Origin of the sequence: Mesorhizobium sp. M1066 (assembly GCF_040318635.1) — a bacterium.
GTDB lineage: Bacteria > Pseudomonadota > Alphaproteobacteria > Rhizobiales > Rhizobiaceae > Mesorhizobium.
In genome coordinates this window covers 82034-108023 of record NZ_JAMYMR010000021.1, presented here as the reverse complement: position 1 = coordinate 108023, position 25990 = coordinate 82034, and the positions used below count along the sequence as shown (strand labels likewise).

The following is a 25990-nucleotide window of genomic DNA, read 5'->3' as shown; positions in this document are numbered from 1 at the left end:
GGCCCAATCACCTTCCGCCACGGCCTTCAGTACTTCCAATCCATAGCACACGGCTGGAGCCTGCGAGATGTGTGAATCGCCTAGCCCACTTCGTGGGGGAGATGCCCGGCAGGGCAGAGGGGGGCGCCGTCCCGCCGACGTTTCAACAATTTGACGCGCCCGAGGGGGCGGTCGCCGCGGCTGCGCGGCGCGGTAGCGCTGCTCACCCAGGCAGCACCGCTGCTCCAGGATTCTTCCAAAAATCGATCCGACAAAACCCGCGAACGCCACAGACAGCGTGCGACCCGGCCGTGCCGTGATCGCCAGCGCCGCGCCCCCTTTTGTTCAAAGCCAGTTGCGCAGGAGACAGCCAATGGTCAGCATCATCCCCCTCTCCATTGCCCAGCGCCGACTCGATACCGGCAACGCGCCGCAATACCCGCAAGGGTCGCCGATTGGCGGCGCCATGCAGGGTCTTGGCGACCAGCTTTCCGCCGTCGCCGAGCGGTACCGGCAGATGAAGGACCAGCAGGAGGCGTTCGACGCGGAGCTGGCGCGCCGCCGGCTCAATGGCCGGATCGCGCAGGCGGAAGACGAGGTGACGGCGAATGCGCCGGCCGACGGCGCCGGCTTGCATGAGACGATGTACGGCCAGGTCGATCCGCGCAGCGGCCGAGTGGTCAAGACTGGGCTGTTCGACACGCTGTTCGCCGATGCCCTGCCTGGTATGCCCGAGAGCCAGCGCGCTGGTTCGCCACGCAGAAGGAGGCGATGCGTGCGGTTGGCGCGCGGCGCATGGCGCAGCGGCAACTCCAGCGACGGCAGGATTACGAGCAGACTGAAACGACTACGGTGTTGCAAGCCACTGCCACCGCCATCGCGAGCGGGGACCCCGACGACATCATCAGCTTCGAAACGGCCAGGCAGGACGGGCTCGACCTGATCTCCAAAAGAGGCCTCGACCCGCAGATCAGGCAGCAGGTGGTGAAGGACTGGTTCGGCACCGCGGCCAAGACGCGCTTCGAGGCGTTGATCGCCAAGGATCCGAAACGCGCGTTGGAGATGTTTGGCGTCGGGACGCCGGCTTCCGGCGGCGAGGCTACGGGCGACCGCCTCGGCAAGAAAACACCTGATGAAACCGTGGCGCGGGCGTTTGAGGGCCGTGCTCCGGCGCCCGATCCGATCGCGACAAAGCCGGCAGCCGACTCTCTCGCCGACCTATCCCCAAATGACGTTCAGCGACTGATCGACCAGGCGCACGCCGCGACCACGGCCCAACTGATCGAGGCGCGCACCAACATCGCCCTCGCTTCGCAGAACGCTCCGGACGCAATCGCCAATACGGGCAGCTATTCCGGCAAGATGCCCAGCCCCGCTGACTTCGCGGCCGTTTATGGCGCGGAGGAGGGCGGCAAGCAGTACCAGAACTTCAGCTTGAAGATGGATGTCGGCCGCCAAGCCTTTGGCATGCGGACGATGCCCAACCAGGCGATCCACGCAGCACTGCGTGATGCGGAGCCTGCGGCGGGCAGTTCCGAGGACGAGCAGACACGGTATCAGGTTACAGCTGCCGCTGCGCTCAAGACTCTGGGCATGAGGCGGGCGGACCCTGCTGGCTACGTTCGCGATGTCTTCGCCAATGTCGACGCCGCGTGGAGGGCGGCAACGAGCCCGGACAGCAAATCGGAGACCAGCAATCCGGCGGCGTACAGATGGGCCATCGCCATCTCTGTCGCAGCCCAGAGGCAACTGGGCGTCGAGACCCCTCAACCTCTACCAAGGGCCGTTGTCCAAAGCCTTGCCGACACCTTTAGCGACGAAGACGTGCCACAGGCTGAGAAGGACATCATCCTGCATGATCTTCTGGCAGCAGCACCCGATCCGGGTGTCCGCCAGGCCTTATCTCGGCAGTTGGATCAAGCTCGCCCTCCTCAGCCGGCCCAGGTCGATTCGATCATCACCAGTGCGACAGGGCAGGGACGGGTTCCATCCGCACAACCTGGCCAGCCCCGGTCTGCATTCCAACAAGCCGCTGACGACTTCGGGGACTATCTCAGTGAGGGTTTCGAGGCCCTAGGCCGAGTCCCGCATGACATCGGGATAGCTCTCCAGGATCTGTACGACGATCCATTAGATGCCGTTAGTCAACTGCCGGTTACTTCCGCCTCCGGAGCAACGGCCGGCGGGGTCGCGGGCCTTCGGTGGCTGGGCGCCAATTTTCTCAAAGACGGAAAAATCGCCACTGAATTAATTGAACCAGCGTTAAGAGTTTTCTCCAAAAGATGTCAGAAGACATTCTTTAAGGAATATCCTGAGTTGGTTGGATTGGTGTTTGTACATCATCGTATAGAGCAAAAAGTTCTTGAAAGATACGTTGGAATTATGAGCGAAGAGATGATGCATTCGCTCGAAAATCTTCGCGGTATACCCAGGGAGTTGAATTCCACGCTGCATCTGAGTACCATCAGACGCGAATGGGATGCGTTCTACAGGCAAAATCCCACAACCACATTACAGAAATTGTTAGAGAAGGCGGCTGAAATAGATCAAAAATATGGCCACCTTTTCAATCCACCCATAGGAAAGAAATGAGATATTACTATCTAGAACCAGAAGTTTCTGGCGGGCCCGGTAGAAATACCACCATGGACAGAAGCGTCCATCCCCCACTCGTAACCCGTTTGCATTATGAGTTTGATGGGTGGTTGGGGGACAGGATGGTGGCGTCATTCCCGTGCTATCTTGTCACTGAAGATGTTGCAGAGAAAATTCTCAAGAGTGAATTTTCAGGCGTAACCTTCGACAAGGTCGAGGTGACCACTTCTGAATTGTTCGAGGAAATGCAACCGGACCAGAAGCTTCCGCCCTTCGTATGGCTGAAAGTGAACGGGGATGCCGGTCGCGATGATTTCGGAATAGCGAAAGATCTCCGCCTTGTCGTTTCCGAGCGGGTTCTCGATGCCCTCAAGCCTTCGGGAATCTCCAATGCCTTGATTGAACCTTTCGAGGCATCTTGATGTCCTTAGTCTTGGCGGCTCTTTGGGGGCGGGCGGTGTTGAAGCGATGGATTGCTGGCCTGAGGGCGAAACTCGCCGAAGCGACACGTGAGGCGGCACGGGGGCATCCGACCAACGGGTCGACCAGATACTTTAAAATTCGGCCGAACGTCGCTGGCGGGATCGGCGAAAACACCGTTCTCGACTCGAGCGTCCATCCGCCAATCGTGACCAGGCTTCACTATGAGGTAGAAGGCTGGTTCGGCGATGTGATCGTTGCGACATTCCCCTGTTTCCTCGTCACTGAAGAAACCCAGCGCGCACTGAAGAAGATGGGCTTTTCAGGTGCGACGTTCGCCGACGCAGAGGTGACTACCTCGGAAGAGTGTCAAGAGGATCAACCCGGGCTGGAGCTACCACCCTTCGTCTGGCTGAAGGTAAATGGGAAGGCTGGTCGCGACGATTTTGGGATCGCGATACCCTTCCGTCTGGTCATCTCGAAACGCGTTCTCGATCTGCTGGAGTCGTTGGGAATACCGTTTGCTGTGGTCGAGCCTTACGAACAGTAACACGCTGTCGCAACGTTGCCGGGGTGTCGCCAAGCTGGAACACCCCTCATCCGGCCGCTGCGCGGCCACCTTCTCCCACAGAGGGAGAAGGGAAGATCAGCGCCTCAATAATCGCCGTTGTAGTACCGGTCGTCGCAGGGCGCGGTGTAGATGCGGCCGCGGCGGTCCTGGTAGCGGCACATCTGTTCGCCGCGGCGCTGCGGCGTGGTGGAGCTGCCGACGACCGCGCCGAGCAGGGCGCCGGCGCCGGCGCCGATGAGCGTGCTTTCGGTGTTGCCGCCGATGGCCTGGCCGACGAGAGCGCCGCCGGCGCCGCCGATCAGCGCGCCGGTTCCGGCCCGCTGCTGGCCTTCGGTCTGCGCGCAGCCTGCCAGTGCTGCGGTCATCAGCACGGCGGCTATGGCTTTGTGAAAGTTCATGTGAGGTCTCCCTTAAAGGCCTGAAATCCCTATGGCTCGTCCCGTGCGGTCGCATTGCGGCGGAACGGGGGCACGAGGCCTCACGATATAAGACATGGTTTCTCGGGCGTTGATAGGCCGAGGGCCGAAAACATCTCTTTCGAACAAGGCGCTAGCGGTGCTCGTTGTCAAAATGATTCAGCCTTCGACGGCTCGCCCTACCGTGGCTTGATTGGTCGAGCTGCCAGAATTGCCACTGAAAAAATGGAGAAATGCCATGACCCGAGGTCTTCCCCGGACGCTTGTTCGTGCCGCCGCCCGCGAGGCCGGCCTTGCCCCGCCCAAGCCCGGCCTGAAAGCCGTCACCACAGGGCAGGGCGGATCGTACCGCACCGTCTTCACCTTCGCCGGCATGCAGGTGCCGGTCACCGATGCGCTGGCCTATGCCGCCCAAAAGATCTTCGACTTCACCGACGGCAAGGTGCGCATCAAGGGCGGCACGGCCCGGCTGCAGTTCGCTGTCCTCGGCATCCGTGCGGCGACCATCAACGACAATGCGGCGCTGACCTGGTCGCTGGGCTCGGCCGCCGCATCGAGCGCGACGCTGGCCTCGACCATGGTCAACGTGCTGGCCTCGACGGCCCGCACGCTCGACGGTGTGGGTGCAGCGCTCTCCACCGCCTCGACGGCCGACATCGCCGCCGCCGCGACGCTGGATGGCACGGTGACGCCGGTCGATCTCTATCTCAACCTGGCGTTTGCCACCGGCACGGATATCGATACCGACGGTGTGCTGGCGGTCACGGGTACGATCACGCTGCTTTGGGAGAACTGGGGGGATAACGCCTAGTTGCCGATGACGCGGCCAATCTCCCCCCTCGTTGGGGAGGTGCCCGGCAGGGCAGAGGGGGGCGCTGTCCCACGAGCCTGTCCTGCTGATTAGCATTTGCATGCCTCGGGAGGGCATCGGGTGACGAAGAGCGTCGAACGCTTGCGTTCCTTCGCGCCCCCCTCTGTCCTGCCGGACATCTCCCCCACAGGTGGGGAGATTGGCAGCTTTGCCGCCGGCTCATTTCTAACCCCTAGCAAAGGAACATTACATGACAGATCTGGCAGACGCCGGGTCCGTGGCGGCGCGTGCGCAGCCGGCGGGCAACCCGGCACAGTCACCGGCAGGCACGGATAACGGGTCCGCCGCGCCTGGCGGCAAAAGTTGGTTTGACGGTCTTTCCGAAGGCAACCGCAAGCTCGCTGAAACCAAGGGCTGGACCAAGCCTGAAAGCCTCGATCGGGTTTTCACATCCTATGCGGAGCTGGAGCGGCAGCAGGGTGAGAGCCTGCGCGTTCCCGCCCCGGACGCGCCACGGGAAGACTGGGAGCGGTTTCATGCCCGGCTGCCCGAGACCATGCGTCCGGTCACGTCGTCCGAGAAGGTCGAATACCTCAGGCCGGAAGGGCTGCCGGAAAACTTCGCCTATTCGGACGAACTCGCTCAGGCGTCCAAGGCCTGGGCGGTCGAGGCGGGTGCCTCGCCGAAGATCGCGCAGGCCTATCACGACAGGTTCGTCGGCTACATGGCCGAGCAGGCCAAGCATCAGGAGATCGCCCTGGCCCACTCGGTGGAAGCCACCCATGACGAGCTTGTCAGGGACTGGGGACCGACCGACAGCGACGGCTTTCGCCAGAGACTGGAGGTCGCCAACCGGGCGATGAAGAAGCTCGGCCTGGTCGACGCCTACAAGGCGAAGGGCATCCTTCTGCCTGACGGGGCGCTGACCGATCCGCAGATCGCCAGGGCGTTCCAGGCGATCGGCGAGGCGATGTTCCGGGAAGACACGATCGACGGCGGTGCTTCTTTCAGCGGAGCCAATCCGTTCAAGCGCAACGCCGCTGGCGAACGCAACCTGACTGATATTTCAGCCCTCGTCAAAAGCGACCCCGCCCGCGCCCGGCGGCTGGCACGCGAGGCGGGAGAAAATCCCGACCGCTGGATGCCCAACAACCCGCGCTGACGATCGATCAGCCGCACTGAAACGCCCCTCATCCGGCCGCTTCGCGTCCACCTTCTCCCCGCCGGGGAGAAGAGGCGCGCCGACGTCGCAAGTCTCCTCTCCCCCCGGGGAGAGGTCAGCCGAGCGAAGCGGAGGCTGGGTGAGGGCGCACCCGCCGCCAACCCAAACCTGAAGGAAGAGAAAAATGGCAGACGCCTATACCCGTATCGCGGACGCGATCGTTCCGTCCGTCTATGCGCAATATGCTTTCGAGGAGCATGTCCAGTCGCTCGAGATCTACCAGGCCGGAATCCTGTTTTCCGACCCGGCCATCTCCTCGAAATTGTCGATGGGCGGCCGCTCGGTCGACATGCCCGGCTGGAAGGATCTCGGCAACGACCCGTCCGAGCCGGTCAATGACGATCCGGCCGATTCCATCGAGATGAAGAAGATCGGCTCGCGCCGCGAGGTCGCCGCCCGCAATGTCCGCGCCCAGGCGTGGGGCGTTCCGGACCTGACCTCAATTCTGGCCGGCGACGATCCGCAGAAACTGATCGTCAAGCGGCAGACCGAGTACTGGCAGCGCGCCAACAAGCTGACCCTGCTCGGCATCCTGAAAGGCGTCGTCGCCGACAACGTCGCCAATGACGGCGGCGACCTGGTGCGCACCACCGGCGCCTCCATCGTCGACACCGACATCATCGAGGCCGCCTATCTGATGGGCGACCGCGCGGACAAGTTCAAGACGATCTGGATGCACTCCAAGCAGATGAAGGCGCTGAAGCTCGCCGACCTCATCGACTATGTGCCGTCTTCCGAGCAGGGCGGGCCGCTGATCCCCTACTACATGGGTCTGCGGGCCGTGGTCGACGACGATATCCCGGTGACGGCGGGCGTCTACACCGCCTTCATGTTCAAGGACAAGGCGATCCTGTGGAACGAGCTGCCGGTCAACACCGAGGGCGGCCCGCTGGAGTTCGACCGCAAGCCGCGCCAGGGCCATGGCGGCGGCGTCACCGAAATGGTCGGCCGCCGGCATTTTGTTCCGCATGTGCCCGGCACCCGCTTCCTCGACGCCTCCTCGGCCGGCGAATTCGCCACCGATGCCGAGCTGGCGCTGGCGGCGAACTGGGACCGCACCGCGTCGAGCGTCAAGAACATGACGTTCATCGCGCTGAAGACCACCGAGGCTTGACCGGGCCGAAGCGAGGGGCGGGGGCGATGCGCCCGCCCTTTTCAGGGATGGCGGCCTTCACGGTTTCAATCCCTGGCAGGGGAGATCCCGGCAGGACACAGGGTCGTCCCTCCGGCTGTTGATTACTGTTGATTACTGTTGATTGCGTGTGGCGCAATCGGCTTGTTTGGGACAGACTGATGGAAAGCCATCCAACCTTTCCGAGATCAGAAAGCAGCGATTTGTCCTCATGCGCCTCGCAGCCACAATTCTGTTCCTGCTTTCCATCACGGCGCCGGCCGTTGCTGGCGAGATTTCCGAACCTGCCAAGGGCGTTACCCTGACCTACAACAAACTGTGGTGGGCGAGGCTTGACCAACGGGACATCGTTCTATCCTGCATGGCCTCGGCTTGCGGCGGCGATTGCGATGTAGTGCTGACGATGACTCCGACAGGTCTGACCTCGCACGAGTTCTTCGATCGATACCGGAACGAGATAAACAAGAACACTATTGCCAAGGCATCCACTTATGGGCTCGATCCTATAGTGATCGACAAACCGACAATCGTCACGATCAACGGCAGGGATGTTTCACAGTCTTCTGTCCGTCTCAGGAGTCCGGGTCCTGCCCGGACTTGGATGGTGGTCGAAGAAGCATCGTTCGGTGTGGTCACGCTAACCTGCAATAGCAGCGAGGGCGAATACGAGATCGCCAAAAAGACATGGTTGGACTTAGTTAAGGCCATTGTCATTCCGAAGAAGTGACGGTGGCTCTAATCTCACTTCGCAATGAAAGAATGACGAGACGCTGAAATTGTCAGCCTCCCCGTGAGTGGCAGGGCTATCGCACATGAAATTCCTGAGATGTCTGCCCGGCACGGACCCCCACCCCTAACCCTCCCCACAAGGGGGAGGGAGATCTCCGTCAGCGCTGACCTAGGCAAATCGCCTGTCTTTTCGGCGCCAAAGAAGAAGAAAAGGCACGCGGCAGCGTTCCCTCCCCCTTGTGGGGAGGGCTAGGGTGGGGGTCCTTCTTCGCATCCATATGCGACAGCCCTGCCGTGAGTGGGGAGATTGGCAGCCAGCCGCCGCCTTATTCATTCAACCGAAACTCTCAGCCGCTTCGCAGCGGCTTTTTTTATGTCCGGAGAAAATCATGACCCTTGCTCGACCCACATGGACGAGGCGCTGACCCATGGCCATCACCCCGCTCGATATCGCCAACATGGCGCTGGCCGTGCTCGACGAGGCGCCGATCGACAGTCTCGATCAGGACGTCAAGGCGGCACGCCTGCTCAACCTGCATTTCGACCTGGCGCGGGAAGCAGAACTCACCAAATGCGCCTGGGTGTTCGCCATCCTGCGCGCCACGGTTGCCGGGGCGGACACCGGCAGCGATTGCGGCTTGACCTTTGCCTATGAACTGCCGGCCGACTGCCTGCGGCCGCTGCCGCTGACCCGTGATGGCGAGCCGGACGGCGTGCCGATTTCGTGGCGCCAGGAGGCGGGGCTGATCTATTCCGACCAGTCCGGCCCGCTGACCATCCGTTATGTCGCCAACCTCACCGATCCCAACGACTGGGATGCGCTGTTCACCGAGGTTCTGGTGGCGGCCCTTGCCATCAAGGTGGCGCATCCGCTGACCCACAAATCGGGCATGATCGACATTGCCCGCTCTGCCTATGACCGGGCGCTGGACGCGGCGCTCAACGCCAACGCCATCCAGCGCGGCAGCCGGCTCTACACCGCCTCGTGGTCCAATCAGCGCGGCGACAACAGGATTGCGCGCTGATGACGACGCTCTATCCCGTCCAGGACGTCTTCACCCGCGGCGAGATCTCGCCGCGCCTGCATGCACGCGCCTCGCTCGACTTCTATCGGGCGGCGCTGGCCAAATGCGAGAACTTCATCACCCTGCCGCATGGCGGCATCCGCAAGCGCGGCGGCACCTATTTTGCCGGCGAGGTGAAGATTTCCGCGAAGACGACGCGGCTGATCCCGTTCATCTTCTCGGCCGATCAAGCCTATGCGCTCGAATTCGGCGACCGGTACATCCGCGTCCATGCCTATGGCGCGCGCGTCGATACGGTGGAGGTCGCTTCGCCCTATCTCGAGGCGGACCTGTTCGAGCTCGCCTATGTCCAGTCGGCCGACCAGATGTGGGTCACTCACCGGGACTATCCGCCCAAGGTGCTGACGCGCAGCGCACACACGGCGTGGGCTCTGACGGATTTTGAATTCCTCGACGGTCCGTACGACCCGGTCAACGACACGGCGACGACGCTGACACCGTCCGACACCGGGCATCTGACGCCGCAGATGACCAGCAACACGACGCCTTCCGGCACCGCTTCCACCGGCAGCGGCAGCGCCTCTGCCTGGCAGATGTTCGACCGCGACAAGACGCAGGATATCCAGATCTCTGGCGGCGGTGACGGCTATATCCGGTTCCGCAATGCCGGCGGTTCACAGCGCGTGGCCGATGCCTACTGGATCACCACGTCACGGGTGGCAACGGGCAATTATGATTTCTTCACCGCCTGGGAATTGCAGGGTTCCAATGATGGCACCAACTGGGTCACCCTGGATACTCGTACGGGCGAGCTCGGCTGGGGCAATGGCGAGACGCGCTTCTACGAATTCACGAACAAATCGGCCTTTGAATATCATCAACTGGTGTTCAGCGGCGGTGGCGGCGATGATGCCGAAAGCAGCGTTTCGGCCGAGCTTGCGATCCATGTCGCCGCATTCGACCAGACGCCGTTCGACATCACCGCGTCTTCAAGCATCGGCATCAACAATGACACCGGCTTCCAGGCGACCGATGTCGGCCGCGCCATCCGCTTGTTGGGCGCCGACGGCATCTGGCGGTGGGCGAGGATCACCAGCCGCACCAGCACCACGGTGGTCAAAGTGATCCTCTACGGCCATGCGCTGCCGAACATGAACCCGATCACGCGCTGGCGGCTCGGTACGTTTGTTCCCGGAAAATATGTGGAGAGCGGCTCGCTCTATGAGGAGCGGCTGGCCTTCAGCCGCAAATTCTCGGTCTATGCCTCGGCCACCGGCGACTTCGACAATTTCGCTCTCGGCGAGAAGGACGACGATGCGCTGGAGTTCGTCCAGGCGGGCGGCGGCCAGGCCAACGACATTGTCTGGATCGCCGACAGCGACGGCGCGCTTCTGATCGGCACCTCAGGCGGCATCCGCGCCCTGTCGGGCTCGGGCATCGACGAGGCGCTGACGCCCTCCTCGTTCAAGAACCGGCGCTCGCGCACCTTTGGCTGCGCCCGCATCCGCCCGGTGGATGCCGGCCAGTCGTTCCTCTATGTCACACGCTCGCGCAAATCGATCGCCGAGCTGACGCAGACGGCGCAGAGCCGTTTTGCTTCGGACGATGTCGGCCAGGTCTCCGAGCATATTCCCAAAAAGGGTGTGGTCGAGCTCGCCTTCCAGACCGATCCCGACCCGTTGCTGTGGTTCCCGCTCGAGAATGGCGAGCTTGGCGGCTACACCCATCAGCCGAGTCAGGAGGTGCGCGGCATGCACCGGCATCGCCTCGGCGGCAACGTCAGCGGGGCGGGCCCCGATGGATCAAATTGGGCTGATGTCGAAAGCGCTGCGGTCACCCCCGGCCAGGACGGCAATGACGATCTCTGGCTGATCGTGAAGCGCAGCATTGGCGGCGTGACCAGGCGCTACATCGAGATCAAGACCGCGCCGTTCGAATACGGCGCCATCGCGGACGCCTTCGAGGTCGATTGCGGCCTGACCTACACGGGTCTTGCCGTCACCACGGTGGGCGGCGCCATGCATCTCGCCGGCCAGTCCGTCGATGTTCTCGCCGATGGAAAAGTCTATCGCGGCCTGACCGTCAGCGGCGGCGGCACCGTCACGCTGCCCGGCGGTTCTACCGCCGCCAAATGGCAGCTTGGCCTGCCCTATGCTGCGGGCGCCGACACGCTGGAGCTTGATGTCGGCGGCCGCGACGGCTCCATCATCGGCCGCCGCAAGAAGGTGGCGAAGGTGATCCTGTCGCTGCTGGAGACCGACATCACGGGACTTCAAGTCCAGTCCTTGATGCGTGGCCGCTGGGAGCCGGTGCGCATGCCCTCGATCGTCGCGCCCGACGGGCGCGCAACGCTGTTCACCGGCAATGTCGAGGTGCCGATCGACGACAGCTGGGAAGGGCAGGGCCGCGTGAGAATCCGCCACGTGAATCCCACGCCTTGCACCATCCGGGCGTTCACGCCGGTGTTCGACGCCGAGCCGTAGGTGAAGCTGCCAATGTCCCCCCAAGTGGGGGAGATGGCCGGCAGGCCAGAGGGGGGCGCTGTCCCGCCGGCATTTCAATTTAGCGTCTTCGCGCCACCTCTCAGCTGAACGCACTCTAAGCAAGTCGGGCAAGGCCGCGATCCGTCACGCCCCCCTCTGCCCTGCCGGGCATCTCCCCCACGAGGGGGGAGATCGGCAGCTTCGCCGACCGCTCATAGCCTCTCCAAAAGGACCCCCCGAAATGACATCCCACCATGCCGAAATCCTCGGCAGGGCGCGGACGGCTGCCGAATTCGCCGCCGTCATCGCCTTGCTCGACACCGACCTCAACGACGCGCTTCACTGCAGAACCGAACTGGCGCAAGCCGAGGACCGCGCGGTCTTCGGCGATGGCGACCTGGCCGCCGCGCGTGCCGCGCTGGACGACTGCAACGACCAGATCGGGCTGCTGGAAAAGATCATCGTCGCTGCCGGCAAATGCCGTGCGGAGGCCGCTCGGAGCGAAGCGCGGGCCGACATCGCCGCGCTTGGCGACGAGATCAAGGCCAAAGCTGCCGTGCTTGGCGAGCGCTGGGGCAGCGCCCGCCGGCTGGTCGAGCTGCTGCGCCAGGAATTGTTCGAGGCCGATGCGCTCGCCCGCACCATTGCCACCGCCAACGGCCTGTTCGATGCCGGCGGCGTCGCCGAGCTGAAGATCAACCTGACCACGACCCGCCGCGCCGCCATGGCCGGCCCGCGGGCCGCTGCACCCGCCCGTCTCAGCCGGCCGGCGCTGCAGGCCGACAGGCTGCTTGTGTCGTTCCTCACCCCCGGCGGTGCGCTCGACCCGCGCCCGGCGCTCGGCGCGCCGGTGGACGGCGTCAAAAGCAAATTCATTCCCGCAAACACCTCCTTTGGCGAACGAGGCTGAACCATGTGCACACTTGCCCTTATCGGCACCGCCCTTTCTGTTGGCGGCGCGCTGGTCGAAGGCCAGCAGTCGAAGCAGATGGCCGACTATCAGGCCAAGGCCTACGGGCAGCAGGCGCAGGCCGAGGCGCAGAGTTCCGCCTTCGAGCAGAGCCAGGAGCGCCATAAGCAGGATCTCCTGCTGGGCCAGGCGCGTGCGCAGGCCGGCGCCTCGGGCGTCGGCATATCAGGCTCGCCGGCCGAGGTGCTGGCCGCCAATGCCAGGCAGGGCCAGCTTGATCTCGACGCGATCCAGTACGGCTCGAAACTGCGCCAGAACAGTCTCAATACGCAAGCCGCGCTCTCGCGCTTCTCCGGCAAGCAGGCGGTCACGGCCTCGATCTTCAAGGCCGGCAGCAATCTCGTATCGGGTCTCTCCGGCCTCTACGACCCGACCAAGGCCGTGACCTTCGGCAAGGGCGCCTTCCCACCGCCGCCGGGCGGCTCGTCCACCGGAGGCCTCTACTGATGGCCACCATTCCGCTCCACATAGCGCAGCGCCGGCTCGATGCCGCCAATGCGGTGCCGTACCCCGGGGGATCGCCGATTGGCGGCGCCATGCAGGGTCTTGGCGACCAGTTCTCGGCTATCGCCGAGCGCTACCAGCAGATGAAGGACCAGCAGGACGCGTTCGACGCCGAACTGGCGCGGCGGCGGTTCACCAGCCGGATCGGGCAAGCCGAAGACGAGGTGGCGGCCAACGCCCCGGCTGACGGCGCCGGCCTGCATGAGGCCATGTACGGCCAGGTCAATCCGCGCGACGGCCGGGTGGTCAAAACAGGCCTGTTCGACAGGCTGTTCGGCGATGCCTTGCCTGATATGCCCGAAAGCCAGCGTGCTGGTTTCGCCAGGCAGAAGGAGACGATGCGCGCGATTGGCGCACGGCGCATGGCGCAGCGGCAGCTCCAGCGCCGTGACGAGTATGAGTTGGCCGAGTGGACCAAGGTCGACACCATGTCCACGGGTTCCATCGCACAGGGCGACCCGAACGACGCCGAGACATTCGAGGCGATCCGGCAGAGCGGCTTCGACCTGATCGCCAAGATCGGCAACCCGATCATTCGGCAAACAGCCGAGGCCACCTGGCGCACCAACACGGCCAAGGCGCTGGTCCAGGCAATGATTGCCCAGGATCCGAAGCGGGCGGCTGAGATGCTGGGTGCGGGGCGGGCTGGCAGCCGGATCAAAGATGATACGGCCGAGGCGGTTGGTGGCTCCAGTGCCTCGATCACATCGACATTCGATAGAAGCAGTTCGACGACGCCTGATGACAAGCCAGCTATCCCACTCGACGCCATCACCTACCTGAAGCCCAGCGATCTCGCAGCGCTAAGGGATCAGGCCAACACTGCGACCGCAGCCCAACTGGTCGATGCTCGCGCGAAAGTGCAACTCGCGGAGCAAAACGCCCCGGCTGTCATCGCCGCCACGGGCGAATATCCCGAGGAGAAACCGACCGCACAGGATTTCGTCAATATCTATGGCGCGGAAGACGGCCCGAAGCATTTCGAGAATTTCAGGATAACGGCGGGCGTCGCCAAGGCCTTTAACGACATGTATCGGGCGCCGAACCAAGCGATACATGCGGAGCTTCGGGATTTCGAACCTGGGCCTAACGGCGCACCGGAAGAGCGCGAACGATACGATGTAAGAGTCGGTGCCGCCCAGCTGATCATGGCTGCGAGGGACGCCGATCCTGCCAGTTACGTCGGCCAATTGTTGCCGGGCCGAGCTCCGGACTGGAGCAAGGTCACAACACCTGAGGATTTCCAGGCTGCTGTCACTTGGGCCACCGCCGCCCAACAGGAAATGGGTTTCGATAGAAAACTGCCATTACCGTGGGCTGTCGCAGATCATGAAGCCGCGCAATACATCGACCCAAGCGTACCGTTCAACAAGCGTTTTGCGAGGGCGAGTTCGATTGTCCTAGCGATCCGCGACCCGGGTGCGCGCAAAGCGACGGCCGAACAGTTTTCTATGGCGGCGGAAGCCCAATGGCGGGCCAGGGCCGCCCAAGATCCGAACATGACGCCAGAGTTGTTGGAAGCCCAGCTTGCGGCGCTCAGGGCAGGCTTGGCTTGGATTGAGGAACACCCGGCCCAGGCCCAGTACAGCACCATGTCGACGCTGCAACAGCTCGGCATGGCATTCGGGGATATCGGTCGGATCACGGCCAAGGGCGCGACCGCCGGAGGTGCGGACGCGCTCGTCGCGGGGTTCGCCCCTGGAGGGGCAGGCGAGAGCTACGAGGACCGTCTCAATCAAGAACAGGCCGCGACGGAGGATGCCGAGGATCGGGCCGGTTCGGCCGGTTGGGTGGCGGAGGCCCTCGGCGCCGGCCTGTCAGGATATGGCCTGGCGAAGGGTTTGTTCGGTTTGCTGGGCCGCGCAGGCGTTGGCGCGGCGGAGAGCGGCGGCTTGACCGGCCTCGCCGCCCGAACCGGCGTAGGGGGTATGGCGGGTGGCGCTTATGGTGGAGCATACGCCTACAATACAGGCGGCAGCGTTCCCTGGGGAATTGCCAATGGTGCGCTTTGGGGTGCCGGCGGCAGTGTCCTTGCCGAAGGGCTCAGTGCCGTTGGCAGACAGGTGGTGGCGAAAATCACCATGCGTGTCGCCGATCCCCCCGGACCACGCAGTCCAGAAGCCGCCGATACCGCCGTAAATAAGCAAGCCGTAGATACTACCGCTTCGGAGTCACTTGCAGAGTTCGGTGCATCGAATAGCGAGACTAACAGCTGGTTAGTCCGCGAAACTCCTGCTGGGCAGGACATACAAGTATACCATATGCGCAAGTGGAATGCTGCTCAACGAGAGGCAGCAGCCTTGAAGGCCCAACGACTGAGTAACAGCGACGCCTCAGTAAACCGTGACTCGGCTAGGGATACAAAATCAGCTCGCCGGAGGTATATTGAGGCTGGCAATGAGGTTGCGCCCGATGAAGATGTAGATCACATCCGCGATCTGCAGTTAAATGGTTCCGAGGAACTATCCAATTTGGCCGCCTTGGACCGAAGCGTTAACCGCAGTTTGGGACCTCAGATAAAGGACCGAATCAAGAATCTGCCCCATGGGGCGAAAATCAACAGAGTGACGATTGGAGACCGCTAGTGTTCGAGACATTCCGACGAATTTTTCCCATGGACGATGGGCGAACGTCTGGGGCCGATAATTTTCCGGGGGATCCAAAGGTGGTTGGGTTGAATGAATTGCTGACAAGTTTTGGCGGCGCTTCGTTCAAACATGGCCTATACCGAATCATCCGTCCATCGGACGTCGCAGATTGGAACGCCCGTGTCTGCCTGGGTTTTCCTGAGTTCACCGAGCGGATCACCTGCTTTGGCTACGATTGGCAAGGAACGGCATTTGCCACTGACACGTGGCGGCTGGAGCAAGGAGAGCCAGGCGTAGTAATGTTCGAGCCTGGCACCGGAAAGGCCCTGCAGATACCGGCTAATATCCGAACTTTCCATGAGGTCGAACTGATACAGGATGAAGATGCTGCGCTGGCCGCAAACATATACGCCGATTGGCGGAGGGATGGTGGCGCTGAGCCTTCCTATGACCAATGCATAGGTTACAAGAAACCACTTTTCCTGAACGGCAAGGATGCAATTGATAATCTCGAACTGTCAGATCTCACGATCTACTGGCATCTGATGGGTCAAATTATGATCCAAACCAAAGATTTGCCGCAGGGAAGTCCTGTTCGAGTCCGTCTAAGCTGATGGCATGCCTGGCGCGAGACGAAATCGTCATCATGGAAGCGAGGTAAAAGAGTGTAAAACATGGGCGAATGGAAATTCGAAGATCCAAAAAATTTGGCCGTTATATCAACCCGGAAAATATTTAGGGGGAGCGGCTGGATTGCCTATGCTTCACATGATGCCGATGATGAGTCGTGGCAATTTTACGGCGATGAAGCTGAGGTTGATCACGATGACCTAATTTTGGTGGGTTTGTTCGAGGTGGTAGAGCTTGATAAAACGGTTGCACAATTGGCAGATTTGCCTTTGGGCTGGCATGCTCGGCGCGATACAAAAAGCTCGCCATGGAGGCGGAGCAGAAAGCCTCCCGAACCTCCAGAAATGGAGCTGAGCTAGGTCTGTCGTCTAATGCCGTAACCACTCCCTTGGTCTGTCAATGATTGCGACGCTGATGCGAATACTTACAATTACGAATTGCGGTGACAGTGCACTGTTAGAGGTTGCACCCACGTGATTGGAGCGAAGCTCCGAACTGCCCATGGAAAAGAGTGCACTGTCACCGTAATTCTTCGGGATCGCAGCAAACTATCGCCTCATCATCTCGAAACGCATTCTCGATTTGCTGGAGTCATTGGGAATACCGTTTGCCTTGGTCGAGCCTTACGCTTTTTGATTGCGATGACAGTTCATTTTTATCGGCTGCACCTCGCGCCAGGGCCGACCATATAAAGCGGCATCGGGATGCGGGAGACCACAGACCACAGACGCTGGGAATCGCGGTGACAGTGCACTCCTAGAGGTTGCACCCACGTGATTGGAGTGAAGCTCCGGACTGCCACATGGAAAAGAGTGCACTGTCACCGTAATTCCTGCTGGTGCTAATGGAAAGAGAGCCGGATTTCGCGAAAGCTCTGCAAGATGCGGGAATTAACCTCCAGCGGACAAAGAGGGGGCTCGTTCCCCGAAGAGCGCCCCCCGGCTACACTTGGCACCACGACACAAAAGCCGGTGTGATGCAACTTGTCCCTAGATCGCAGCATGATCCTGGGACTATCTTTCAGAAAGCATTGCACCCGAATCGTCGAGGAGGATTTTCTTTATGGGGAAAATAATCAAGTTGTTGGATATTGTTGGACGGTTGTCGGACTTTGACGAGGATGACACGATTTATGTGGCGGAGCCTTGGACTGAAGATTCCAATGCAATGGTTGCGACCGCACCCGACGATAGCACGGTGCCTCCGAAGGCGGCAGCCAAAGCGGGGCTTACATATTTCATCGAGATATTCATTGCGATTGAATTTACCGAGGCCTGGGTAGCTTCACTGAAGGAAAAGCCCAGCCTGTCGGCTATCTGCCAAAGACTCATCGAATACGCCACCAATGATGCGTGAGGGGAAACATGGCGACTAACCCACGTTACGATGGACAGCCGCTGCTTAGGCTGCTGGAGCTTTATGTGCTCTGGGCCATTGGAGAACTTTCTCAAGAGTCGGAGGATGGCTTGAAAAAGATGGCCCCCAAACTGCAATCTATCTATGGCGGCGACGGACAATGGCATGATGCAATTGCCCAAGCCATGCACATGCCCGAGGGAATGCCGGCAGCAATCCGGGATATGTGGGCAAAGAATCTCGAAATCGCCCGTGTCAATAATGTAACGCTTACGCCCCAGCAATTTGCCAAGATGTTCGTGGACAACAACTTCGCAGGTTGAACGCTGTTTTCTGATTGGAATTGCGGTGCTGGCTGGCGTTCTACGGCGCCCCCCTCGTCCTGCCCGACATCTCCCCGGAGGGGGATTACGGTGACGATGCACTTTTATGAATTCTATCGATACGGATCGGAGTGGAATCTAGACAAAGAAAATAGTGCAAGAGCACGACTCGCCAAATGTAGGCAGCCCCGAAGCAAGAGCCTGGGCGCGAAATTATCTAAAAGATCGATAGTGAGTGCGAAAAGCGCGGCAACTGGGTTGCTGACCGAGGCGAAAAGGCTGATGCCGACCTTGTGTTGCAATTACGGTGACAGCGCACTTTCATCGGTCCTACCCATGTGACTGGGGTTAACCTCCCGACGCGCCCACGCCCCAAAATCAGACCCTTTCACAGCCTCGCTTTCGCGGGGCTTTTTTCATGGAGCAAGCCTTATGGCCCGACCTGCAACCGCTGCCGTTCGCCTGTTGACCGGCGAGCGCGAACCCGTGCGCCTGGCGACGACCGCGAACCTGGAGACGATCGTCATCGACGGCATCGCCTGGATCCAGGGCCTCAAAATGGTTGACGGCGTCCAGACAGCGACCGGCGACCGGGTGCTGGTCAAGGACCAGGCGGACGCCAGGCTGAACGGCATCTATACGGCCTCGGAAGGCTACTGGTACCGCGCCGCCGATGCGCGCGCGGGGCGCACCATGCAGAAGGGGACGACGGTGCATGTCCAGGAGGGCACGGCTTCGGCCGCCTTCGTCTATGCCTTCCAGACGCTGAACCCTGTGATCGGCACCGACGACATTGTGCTGTCGTTCTACCAGTCCGACGATACGGTCGGGGATATCCAGGTAGCCGCGCAAGGCATCATCGACCGGGCCCAAGCCGCTGCGGATGTGGCGACGGGCGCCATGACGACGGTGATCGATCCGCAATTCGCAACCAAGGCGACGGCAGAGGCATACTCACCGGCGATCGCGCCGGATTATATCAGGACTGCCGGCTATTCGCAGGTCGGCGACGGCCAAGCCCTCTACAGGAAGAATGGCACCATTTCGGCTGGCGGAGGCGGCCTGGCGATCACGCTGCAAGATGGGGCGAAAGCCGGCTTCGACATCATCAACGCACCGAGGGCAAAGGAGATCAACATTCGCGCTGCGGGCGCCGACACGGCAGCCGGCAACAACAGGACCGCGATCGTCAACGCCATTGCTGCCGCCGGGCAGGGCAGGGTGATCATCCCGGCTGGCACATTTTCGCTGGCCGGCAATATCGATATTCCGCAGGGGCTGATGGTCGAGTTTGACGACAAGGCGCTTTTACAGCGCACCGAGGAGGCCACGCACCTATTCAACCTGAAGGGCGACAACCGCATCATCGCTCCAAAGGTCGACGGCGCCTGGAATCATGTCGCGGCTCCGAACGGCTTTGGCGTTTTCAACATCAGCGGCATTTCAGGCGTCACGATCGAGCATGGCACGCTCACCGGTACGCAAGGCGATCACTACCGCATTGCCGATTCCAACTGGGTCTACATCGACGACGCCAGGGGCGACACGGCGCGCAACATCGTCACCATCAACGACGAGGTTTCCGGCACAAGTCACGTGTTTGTCCGCCGCGCTCGCGTGAGTGCCTATTTGAACGGTTTCGATGCGGAGAGCGACGACGACTGGCCGGTGAGCGATATCGAGGTGGATATCGACTGGACGCAGCTTGGCGGCGTTCAGCTTGGCGCGGCCGTCGCCTTCACCCGCAGCGCTGTGCCCGCCGGATCGGTGTTGAAGTACAAACGCCTTCGCATCAGTGCCAAATCCAGGGATGGCCTTTATGGTCTGGTGCTGCGAGGGGCCAAGGATATCGAGGTGCGCAGCCTGGTGACGGAAGGCGTGCAGCAAGGCATTCGCGCCGGCACCGGCCATCATATCGAAGATCTTCGCCTGCTGTCCTTCGACATCCAGGCGACACATCAGGGCATCTATATCGAAACCCCGGCTGGGCAACAGATCTCGCGCGGCGTCAGGATTGGCGCCGGCCGCATCTTTGGGTTCACCCAGGCCAATGCCTATGGCGTCTTCAGCGCGGCGGATGAGACCATTGTGTCGGCTGACACGCTTGTCGACATGGGCGGCGCAGCCGCTTCCATCGGCGTTCGATTGAACGGCGACATGTCGCAAACCCATGCAGGCATCGCGGATGCGCGATCGTCCTATGTCGCCCTGTCGACACTATCGAGCGAACGGCAGAGGGCGACGGGTGGCCTTTTCAAGGCGACGACCGGCAGTGTCGTCAACGACGTGAAAGTCAGCGGATCCTCGCCGAACATCGAGGTGCGGGGCAACATCTACTCCGGCACGGCGACGGGCAAGCCAACCGATGACGGATCGCACATAGCGCTGATTGAAGGAAACCGGGGCGGCGATCTTTTCAAGGGCTATAAATCGACGCCGGACGCAACGCCCGCTCTTATGATCTTCGAAGCCGGAAACAGCTTTGTTCCGATCAGGTCAGGGCAAGGCGCAAAGTTCACCGTCGATGTCGCCGCCCGCCGCACGGATGGTTCATCGTCGACCAGCGCCGGCTATGTGTTCGCCGGGGTGATCCGCAACACGGGCGGAACCCTGGCGATCGAAGGTGCGATCACCAAAACGGTGATCGGCGAATATGCAACCGACGCCGCATCGCTCGACGCGTCGGTCACCGCTGGGGCTTCCGGAATTGAGGTGACCGTTACCGGCGTCGCGGCAAAGACCTATGGCTGGAACGCCGTTGTGCGGCTTCAGGAGGTTTGATTCTGCTGAGAAGTTCGACGCCGCTGCGCCATCACAATCGCCACTGATGTCATCAGCCGGCTGATCGGCAGGCCCGAGGGACGGGCTCGCTGCATTGCAAGACCAAAATCTTTTTCAGCCTCGCTTTTGCGGGGCTTTTTCATGGAGCAAGCCAGCATGGCCCGATCTTCAGCCGCCGCCGTTCGCCTTCTGACCGGCGAGCGCGAACCCGTTCGTCTGGCGACGACCGCCAGCATTGCGTTTTTCGGCCTTCAAACCATCGACGGGGTGGCGACGGAGGTGGGCGACCGCGTGCTGGTCAAGGACCAGGCCGACCAGACGCAAAACGGTATCTATACGGTAAGCGAAGGCCGATGGTTCCGCGCCGCCGATGCCCGCACCGGGCGCACCATGCAGAAGGGAACGACGGTGCATGTCCAGCAGGGCAACGCCTCGGCCGATTTCGTCTTTGCCTTCCAGACGCTGAACCCTGTGATCGGAACCGATGACATTGTGCTGTCGTTCTACCAGTCCGACGACACCGTCGGGGATATCCAGGCAGCCGCGCAAGGCATCATCGACCAGGCACAGGCCGCTGCGGACGTAGCGACGGGCGCCATGACAACCTTGCTCGATCCGCAATTCGCGACCAAGGCGACGGCGGAGGCCTATTCGCCGCCGATAGCACCCACATACATCCGCACCGCCTTCTACGACAGCTCTCAGGTGGCAGGCAGCGGCGCTGTGTACCGCAAGAATGGAACGAATGTCGGGGATTTGGTGATCACGCTGAGCGATGGCATGACGAAGACAGGCTATACGCTCGCCTCAATCCCGGTGACGGCATCAATGCTCGGGGCGCGTGGTGGCGGTGCGAATGCCACGGCTGCTATCAGTGCACTGCTCGCGGGCAGCTATCCGCATGTGCTGATTGACGGCTCCTACCAGACCGACGGCAACCACACGATCTCGACAGCGAAGAAGCGCGTCGAATGCCTGGGCGGCTCTGCCCTGATCCTGCGCGCGCCAGTCGGTACCGTTACCGGCCACCATCCCGTCATCGATATCGCCGCCGATGACGTCCTGATAGACGGGGACCTCACGATCGATGGTGGATCACATGCCGGCTACCAGGCTTCTATCGGTATTCGCGTCGGCCTCTCCACTGGTGCACGCCGGAAGCGGCCGACAATTCGCGGCGTGAAAGTCCGCAATCTTGGCCTTGCCGGCGTGATGGCGCTCTGTGTCGACAGCCCGACGATTGAGGACATTGACGGCTATAACATCGTCACGCCAACCGGCGGCGAGTTTGGCGACACGGTTTACGTGGCCGGCGTCCGCAAGCCGATCGTGCGCAACATCCGGTCGGCGAAGTGCAAACGCGACGGCGTCGTGTTGACCTATACCGGGAATCTAAACACCACCGACGTGTTGGTCGACGGGGTTTTCGCGGATGCACATCTCGACAGCCCCTCCGCCGGTGTCTGGGTGGAGATGACCGGTGCGCGAGATCCACGAGGGATCATAACCAACGTGGTGGCGAATGACTGTCTGGTGGGCGTAGCCGCGACTGACGCCAACAGCGAGATCGTCATTTCGAATGTCAAGGCAATCGGCAACCGGCTCTCCGGTAGTTCTGCCGGCAACGTCTTCGGCGTTCAGATTCAGTCGGGCCGGCTCGATAACTGGTACATCGATCACTACAACACCGCCCTGCAATTGGAGCCAAACGGCGAATATCAGTTCGCCCTCAGCTCGCAAGTTGGATCGTTTGCGACTGGCGAAACGGTCAGCGGCGGCACCTCTGGCTCCACCGGAACCCTGCGGTTCCAACATTTTGAAATCGTCATCACCGGTTCAACCGTCGACTATGAACTCGGTGAGATGGTGACAGGCGCTTCATCCGGCGCGGCGGGCATCTTGGTCGACTTCTTTGCCAACGTGCTGAGGGTCTTGCCGATAAGCGGGACGTTTCAGGCCGCTGAAACAATCACTGGAGGCACCTCTGCGATTGCCAAAACGGCAAACAGCGCGACCCGGCGCATCTATGTGCGCGGTTCGGCCGGCATCTTCTCGACGGGAGAGACAATCACGGGCGGAACGTCAGGTGCCACAGCCGTAATGGCCGCGCCCTACCAGACGCATCTTGCGGTCGGCCCGGGCACGTTGATGAACTGCTCGACCGACGCCATTGTCGTTGCGAACGTCGTGACACCGGCGAGCCTTAGCCTTTCTGGCATCAGGGGAAACACCCAGTCGCATGGCATCCGGTTCAACCTTTCCGTGGGCCAGCGGCTGCGCAAAGCCAGTCTCAGGGACATCGCCCTGAAGAACTCGACCTCCATTGGCATTGCCTTTCGGGTAACCACCGGCGGCGCGATAGACGAAATGCTGGTCGATGGTTTCGACATGTCGGAATGGATTGGCGATGGCACCGGCAGTTCCATCACGGCCGGCACCGTGACCAGGTTTATTGGCGGCAACAATCCCGGCCTGCAGGGGACGTCGAGTGTGCCGATCAATCTGACCGTCAACACAACGCTGTCCGGACTTCATAACCGGGCACTCTGCCACAACAACGGCGCCGGCGCGACGTGGACTCATACGCTGCCGCCTGCCGTGCCTGGCCTTCGGATCGGTTTTGCCGGAGTGCACGCAACCCATGTCATGAACATCGAGCCCAACGGGACGGACACGATCAAGGGCGGCGGTGCAGGAAAATATCTCATTCTCGATCCCGGCGAGCGTGTAACCCTGGAGGCATACGCAACGGGCTCATGGGTGGTCAGCGCGACAGTCGGCTGGGCGGGCGATTTCGAGTTGTAGACTTTGTCGTTGTGAATGACCGAATCGCCTAGGTTGCTTTTTTGATCCAAATGGACGAACGAAAGATATGGTCCTCGCTCTGTGGTCAATGGTGGCCGTGACCACCGTTATACTTGTGGCCCGCCACAATCGGGTTTCTGTTGTAGCGATTGGCTATGTCGGCCTTCTTGCTTATTCGGTGCCCGCGCTGATTGGCTTCACGCGGCCTGTGAGCGCGAAAGGATTGGTGCCATATCTCGAGCCGGCGTCGTCGGAAGCAATTCTGGTGATGGTCGCTGCTTGGCTAGGGTTCGGGCTGGCGCTGCTGCTGATGCCTTCGTCTGTGGACGGGGGGCGTCCCCCTTGTTACCAGCTGCACCCGATGCGGGTCACCTGGTTCATTCGGTGCGCGCTGATCATTTCTTTAGCCTGCTATGCATGGATGGCAAACAGGGCTGGACTTGAGTGGTACGCGATGGAGCGTGCCGACATCTATGACGCCGTTGGTGGGCTCATTTCCATCGTGTGGCGTTGGGTCAGCGGCATCGGCCTTCTGGCATCGATCTATTTCGATAGGTTATGGGGTCGCGGCGCTCGTATTAATCAAGCCATCTTTGCGTTAATGGTCGCACTTAATGCGATCGCGGGTGATCGGACTGTCCCGGTGATCTTGGCAATGGCGTTTGCCATCGTGTTATTGTGGGAGTGGCCGATAACGAAGGCGGCCCTGCATTGGAAGGCATGGGCGATCGGGCTGGCGACGCTTGCGATCATCTTCTTTATGAAGCCCTTCTATCTGGCTTACAAACGCGACCTGCCGTTTGGCAGGATGCTGACAGGCGGTTCTGATCCGATGGCTATGGTGGCCTCCTGGGAAGCCTTCGGCACTCATGAAAACATCGAAGGGCTGATTAGGAGTAGCACGACCTATCCATGGTGGAACACGGTTCGCGATACCTTGGCGCAACTGCTAATTCAGCCGTCGGCCTTCGGCTTCGACAGCACTGGGTTCAACACGGTGCTCCAGACCCAGATATTTTCGCAGGCGTTGTACGGCTTGGCTGGTACATTCTGGGGGCAGGCGTGGGCGATTGGTGGTATTCCCGTTGTGATCGTATTTGGGTTGATCTATGGCGGAGCGTTGGTGGCGTTGCACCATGCTTCGCTCAAAAGTAAGGGTATGTGGTTCTTCTTCTGGATCATCCTCGGCAGCGTGATTGGGGTCTATGCGCACCGGAATGCCTTGGAGAACGTTCTTGCGCAGGCACGGCAGCCATTCGTCGGTTTCGTGACGATTCAGGTCTTGGTGTGGGTACTGCTCTTCGGGCGCTTCCATACCAGCGTTCCGGCTGTTCCGATTGTGGGTCGAGACTACGGCAAATGAACTGATGTTGAGCAGCGCCTTGGGGGAGGCAAATGAATGGTGGAGCAGGTATATCTCGATCGGCAGCATGATCGTCTTGTATTCATCGACCGACCAGCCGACGAAGGATTCTGGGACGATCGTTGGGCGCAATCCCTAACAGCAGCGGACATTCGGAAAAAGAGCGTCTTTGTCCAGCATGTTACCCGAAAGTATTTAAGCCCGTCTGATCGAGTGATTGATGCAGGCTGCGGTGTGGCCAACACAGTCTTTGGGCTCCATCACGCAGGGTTCGAGGCATACGGATTAGACTTTGCCCCCGTAACCATCGCTAGGATCAAAAAGCACGCCCCCGAACTTAATATCGTTCTCGGTGACGTGCGAGAAATGCCATTCGAGGATGCCTTTTTCGAAGGGGTGTGGTCCTTGGGGGTGATCGAACACTTCAAGGATGGTTACGCGTCGATCATCGAGGAGGCACGCCGAGTGCTGAAACCCGGCGGACTCCTTTTCCTAACTGTCCCCAGCGTGTCGCCATTGAGGCGTCTAAAGATGCGGCTCGGTCGATACGAAGATGTGAGTGCCGCGGACATGGCCCGATTTTACCAATTTGCCTTCACCCCGAACGACACAATTAGAACGATCAGCGGGATGGGGTTCCGGCTTTTGGAAAGTCGGTCCAGGGGCGGATATCTGGGGTTGATGCGGGAAAGCAACTTGTTAAAGCGCCTGCTTGAACCATTGTATGAGAGCCGGTCGCGACCGATGGTGACCTTACGACGCGCGATCGACTTAGTGATCAGCCCAGTATCCTTTCACACAAAGCTGTTCGTCTTCAAAAAGCACTAGCTGAACTCGCTGAATTTTCGAACTCCGACCTCAGTTACTTGTATCCAGCGAGTTGTCGCGGGATCGTCTTCGTACGGCATGAACGTGGCTCGGCGCTTCGACTGAAGTCCTATTGATCTTTATCCTGACGGAGCTTCTCATCGATGTCTCTCAGGCTTTTGTTGTACGCGCGCGTCTCTCGCCGCACCCCTATCGTGGCAATAACTACCCACGCGATAGAGAAGGCGCCGATGAGTATTCCTAAAACTAAATGTTTTATGTCAGGCATACGTGCTTTTATGCGTCCTAGGTGCGTCAATGACTTACCGAGCGCACGAGTCTCTTGCCGATACTCAGAATTTTAAAGTCTGTATCTGCCAACTTGGCGAATGATATCCAGAATCATAATCGCCCGCGCCAAACCTAACCTCCACCCGGCGAACATACCAAAAATCAAAAACTGAACAACTGCCCGGAAGG

Annotated in this window: 23 protein-coding genes; 21 read left to right on the top strand and 2 right to left on the bottom strand. The window is 60.8% G+C overall.

Features of this window, described 5'->3' with window-relative positions:
- Window positions 1–774 precede the first annotated feature (774 nt).
- Genes NKH52_RS23300 through NKH52_RS23290 form a run of 3 tightly spaced genes read left to right on the top strand, consistent with a single transcriptional unit; the run spans window position 775 to window position 3544 of the window.
- Entirely contained in the window at window positions 775–2571 is a 1797-nt protein-coding gene (locus tag NKH52_RS23300) for a hypothetical protein (RefSeq protein WP_352733090.1), read from the top strand.
- 53 nt (window positions 2572–2624) lie between these two features.
- The gene (locus NKH52_RS23295) at window positions 2625–2996 is read left to right on the top strand and encodes a hypothetical protein (protein ID WP_352733093.1); all 372 of its coding nucleotides are present in this window, start codon (window positions 2625–2627) and stop codon (window positions 2994–2996) included.
- Window positions 2996–3544 (top strand): hypothetical protein, encoded by a 549-nt coding sequence (locus NKH52_RS23290; protein ID WP_352733096.1) that lies wholly within the window; start codon window positions 2996–2998, stop codon window positions 3542–3544. Before NKH52_RS23295 ends, NKH52_RS23290 begins: the two co-directional genes overlap by 1 nt.
- Before the next feature lie 104 nt (window positions 3545–3648).
- Here NKH52_RS23290 and NKH52_RS23285 read toward each other — a convergent pair whose 3' ends face one another.
- Window positions 3649–3963 (bottom strand): YMGG-like glycine zipper-containing protein, encoded by a 315-nt coding sequence (locus NKH52_RS23285; protein WP_027040217.1) that lies wholly within the window; start codon window positions 3961–3963, stop codon window positions 3649–3651.
- A 256-nt stretch (window positions 3964–4219) separates the two neighbouring features.
- Between NKH52_RS23285 and NKH52_RS23280 the strand changes: the two genes are divergently transcribed.
- From NKH52_RS23280 to NKH52_RS23210, 15 genes are all read left to right on the top strand, one after another.
- Entirely contained in the window at window positions 4220–4792 is a 573-nt protein-coding gene (locus tag NKH52_RS23280; protein ID WP_352733099.1) for a hypothetical protein, read from the top strand.
- Window positions 4793–5042: 250 nt separating this feature from the next.
- Window positions 5043–5954: a hypothetical protein gene (locus NKH52_RS23275; protein WP_352733102.1), complete on the top strand. Its 912-nt coding sequence runs from the start codon at window positions 5043–5045 to the stop codon at window positions 5952–5954.
- 184 nt (window positions 5955–6138) lie between these two features.
- Complete coding sequence (locus NKH52_RS23270) at window positions 6139–7128, top strand: Coat protein (RefSeq protein ID WP_352733104.1); 990 nt, start codon at window positions 6139–6141, stop codon at window positions 7126–7128.
- A 229-nt stretch (window positions 7129–7357) separates the two neighbouring features.
- Window positions 7358–7873 (top strand): hypothetical protein, encoded by a 516-nt coding sequence (locus NKH52_RS23265; protein ID WP_352733107.1) that lies wholly within the window; start codon window positions 7358–7360, stop codon window positions 7871–7873.
- 430 nt (window positions 7874–8303) lie between these two features.
- On the top strand, window positions 8304–8900 hold the full coding sequence (locus NKH52_RS23260; RefSeq protein WP_352733110.1) for a phage connector family protein: 597 nt from the start codon (window positions 8304–8306) through the stop codon (window positions 8898–8900).
- On the top strand, window positions 8900–11383 hold the full coding sequence (locus NKH52_RS23255; protein ID WP_352733113.1) for a phage tail protein: 2484 nt from the start codon (window positions 8900–8902) through the stop codon (window positions 11381–11383). The genes NKH52_RS23260 and NKH52_RS23255 overlap by 1 nt, the downstream gene beginning before the upstream one ends.
- 241 nt (window positions 11384–11624) lie before the next feature.
- Window positions 11625–12293, top strand: coding sequence for a hypothetical protein (locus NKH52_RS23250; protein WP_352733116.1), 669 nt, complete (start codon window positions 11625–11627; stop codon window positions 12291–12293).
- 3 nt (window positions 12294–12296) lie between these two features.
- Window positions 12297–12800, top strand: coding sequence for a hypothetical protein (locus tag NKH52_RS23245; protein ID WP_031213873.1), 504 nt, complete (start codon window positions 12297–12299; stop codon window positions 12798–12800).
- Window positions 12800–15442 (top strand): hypothetical protein, encoded by a 2643-nt coding sequence (locus NKH52_RS23240; protein ID WP_352733119.1) that lies wholly within the window; start codon window positions 12800–12802, stop codon window positions 15440–15442. Before NKH52_RS23245 ends, NKH52_RS23240 begins: the two co-directional genes overlap by 1 nt.
- Window positions 15442–16059 (top strand): T6SS immunity protein Tdi1 domain-containing protein, encoded by a 618-nt coding sequence (locus NKH52_RS23235; protein WP_352733122.1) that lies wholly within the window; start codon window positions 15442–15444, stop codon window positions 16057–16059. The genes NKH52_RS23240 and NKH52_RS23235 overlap by 1 nt, the downstream gene beginning before the upstream one ends.
- 60 nt (window positions 16060–16119) lie before the next feature.
- Window positions 16120–16434, top strand: a complete 315-nt coding sequence (locus tag NKH52_RS23230) for a hypothetical protein (RefSeq protein WP_352733125.1) — start codon at window positions 16120–16122, stop codon at window positions 16432–16434.
- Window positions 16435–16919: 485 nt separating this feature from the next.
- Complete coding sequence (locus NKH52_RS23225) at window positions 16920–17150, top strand: HNH endonuclease (protein WP_352733128.1); 231 nt, start codon at window positions 16920–16922, stop codon at window positions 17148–17150.
- A complete protein-coding gene (locus NKH52_RS23220; protein ID WP_023814084.1) occupies window positions 17138–17431 on the top strand; it encodes a hypothetical protein in 294 nt (97 codons plus the stop codon). The genes NKH52_RS23225 and NKH52_RS23220 overlap by 13 nt, the downstream gene beginning before the upstream one ends.
- A gap of 8 nt (window positions 17432–17439) precedes the next feature.
- Window positions 17440–17754, top strand: coding sequence for a hypothetical protein (locus NKH52_RS23215; RefSeq protein ID WP_352733131.1), 315 nt, complete (start codon window positions 17440–17442; stop codon window positions 17752–17754).
- Between the two features lie 432 nt (window positions 17755–18186).
- Complete coding sequence (locus NKH52_RS23210) at window positions 18187–20535, top strand: glycoside hydrolase family protein (protein WP_352733134.1); 2349 nt, start codon at window positions 18187–18189, stop codon at window positions 20533–20535.
- Here NKH52_RS23210 and NKH52_RS23205 read toward each other — a convergent pair.
- A complete protein-coding gene (locus NKH52_RS23205; protein ID WP_352733137.1) occupies window positions 20523–20678 on the bottom strand; it encodes a hypothetical protein in 156 nt (51 codons plus the stop codon). The genes NKH52_RS23210 and NKH52_RS23205 overlap by 13 nt on opposite strands.
- On the opposite strand from NKH52_RS23205, the gene NKH52_RS23200 reads away from it, so the two are divergent.
- From NKH52_RS23200 to NKH52_RS23190, 3 genes are all read left to right on the top strand, one after another.
- Entirely contained in the window at window positions 20677–23340 is a 2664-nt protein-coding gene (locus NKH52_RS23200; RefSeq protein WP_352733140.1) for a right-handed parallel beta-helix repeat-containing protein, read from the top strand. The genes NKH52_RS23205 and NKH52_RS23200 overlap by 2 nt on opposite strands.
- A 67-nt stretch (window positions 23341–23407) precedes the next feature.
- Window positions 23408–24703: a hypothetical protein gene (locus NKH52_RS23195; protein ID WP_352733142.1), complete on the top strand. Its 1296-nt coding sequence runs from the start codon at window positions 23408–23410 to the stop codon at window positions 24701–24703.
- 36 nt (window positions 24704–24739) lie between these two features.
- Window positions 24740–25531 carry a class I SAM-dependent methyltransferase gene (locus NKH52_RS23190; RefSeq protein ID WP_023814079.1) on the top strand — a complete coding sequence of 264 codons (792 nt, stop codon included), beginning with the start codon at window positions 24740–24742 and terminating at the stop codon, window positions 25529–25531.
- Window positions 25532–25990 lie beyond the last annotated feature (459 nt).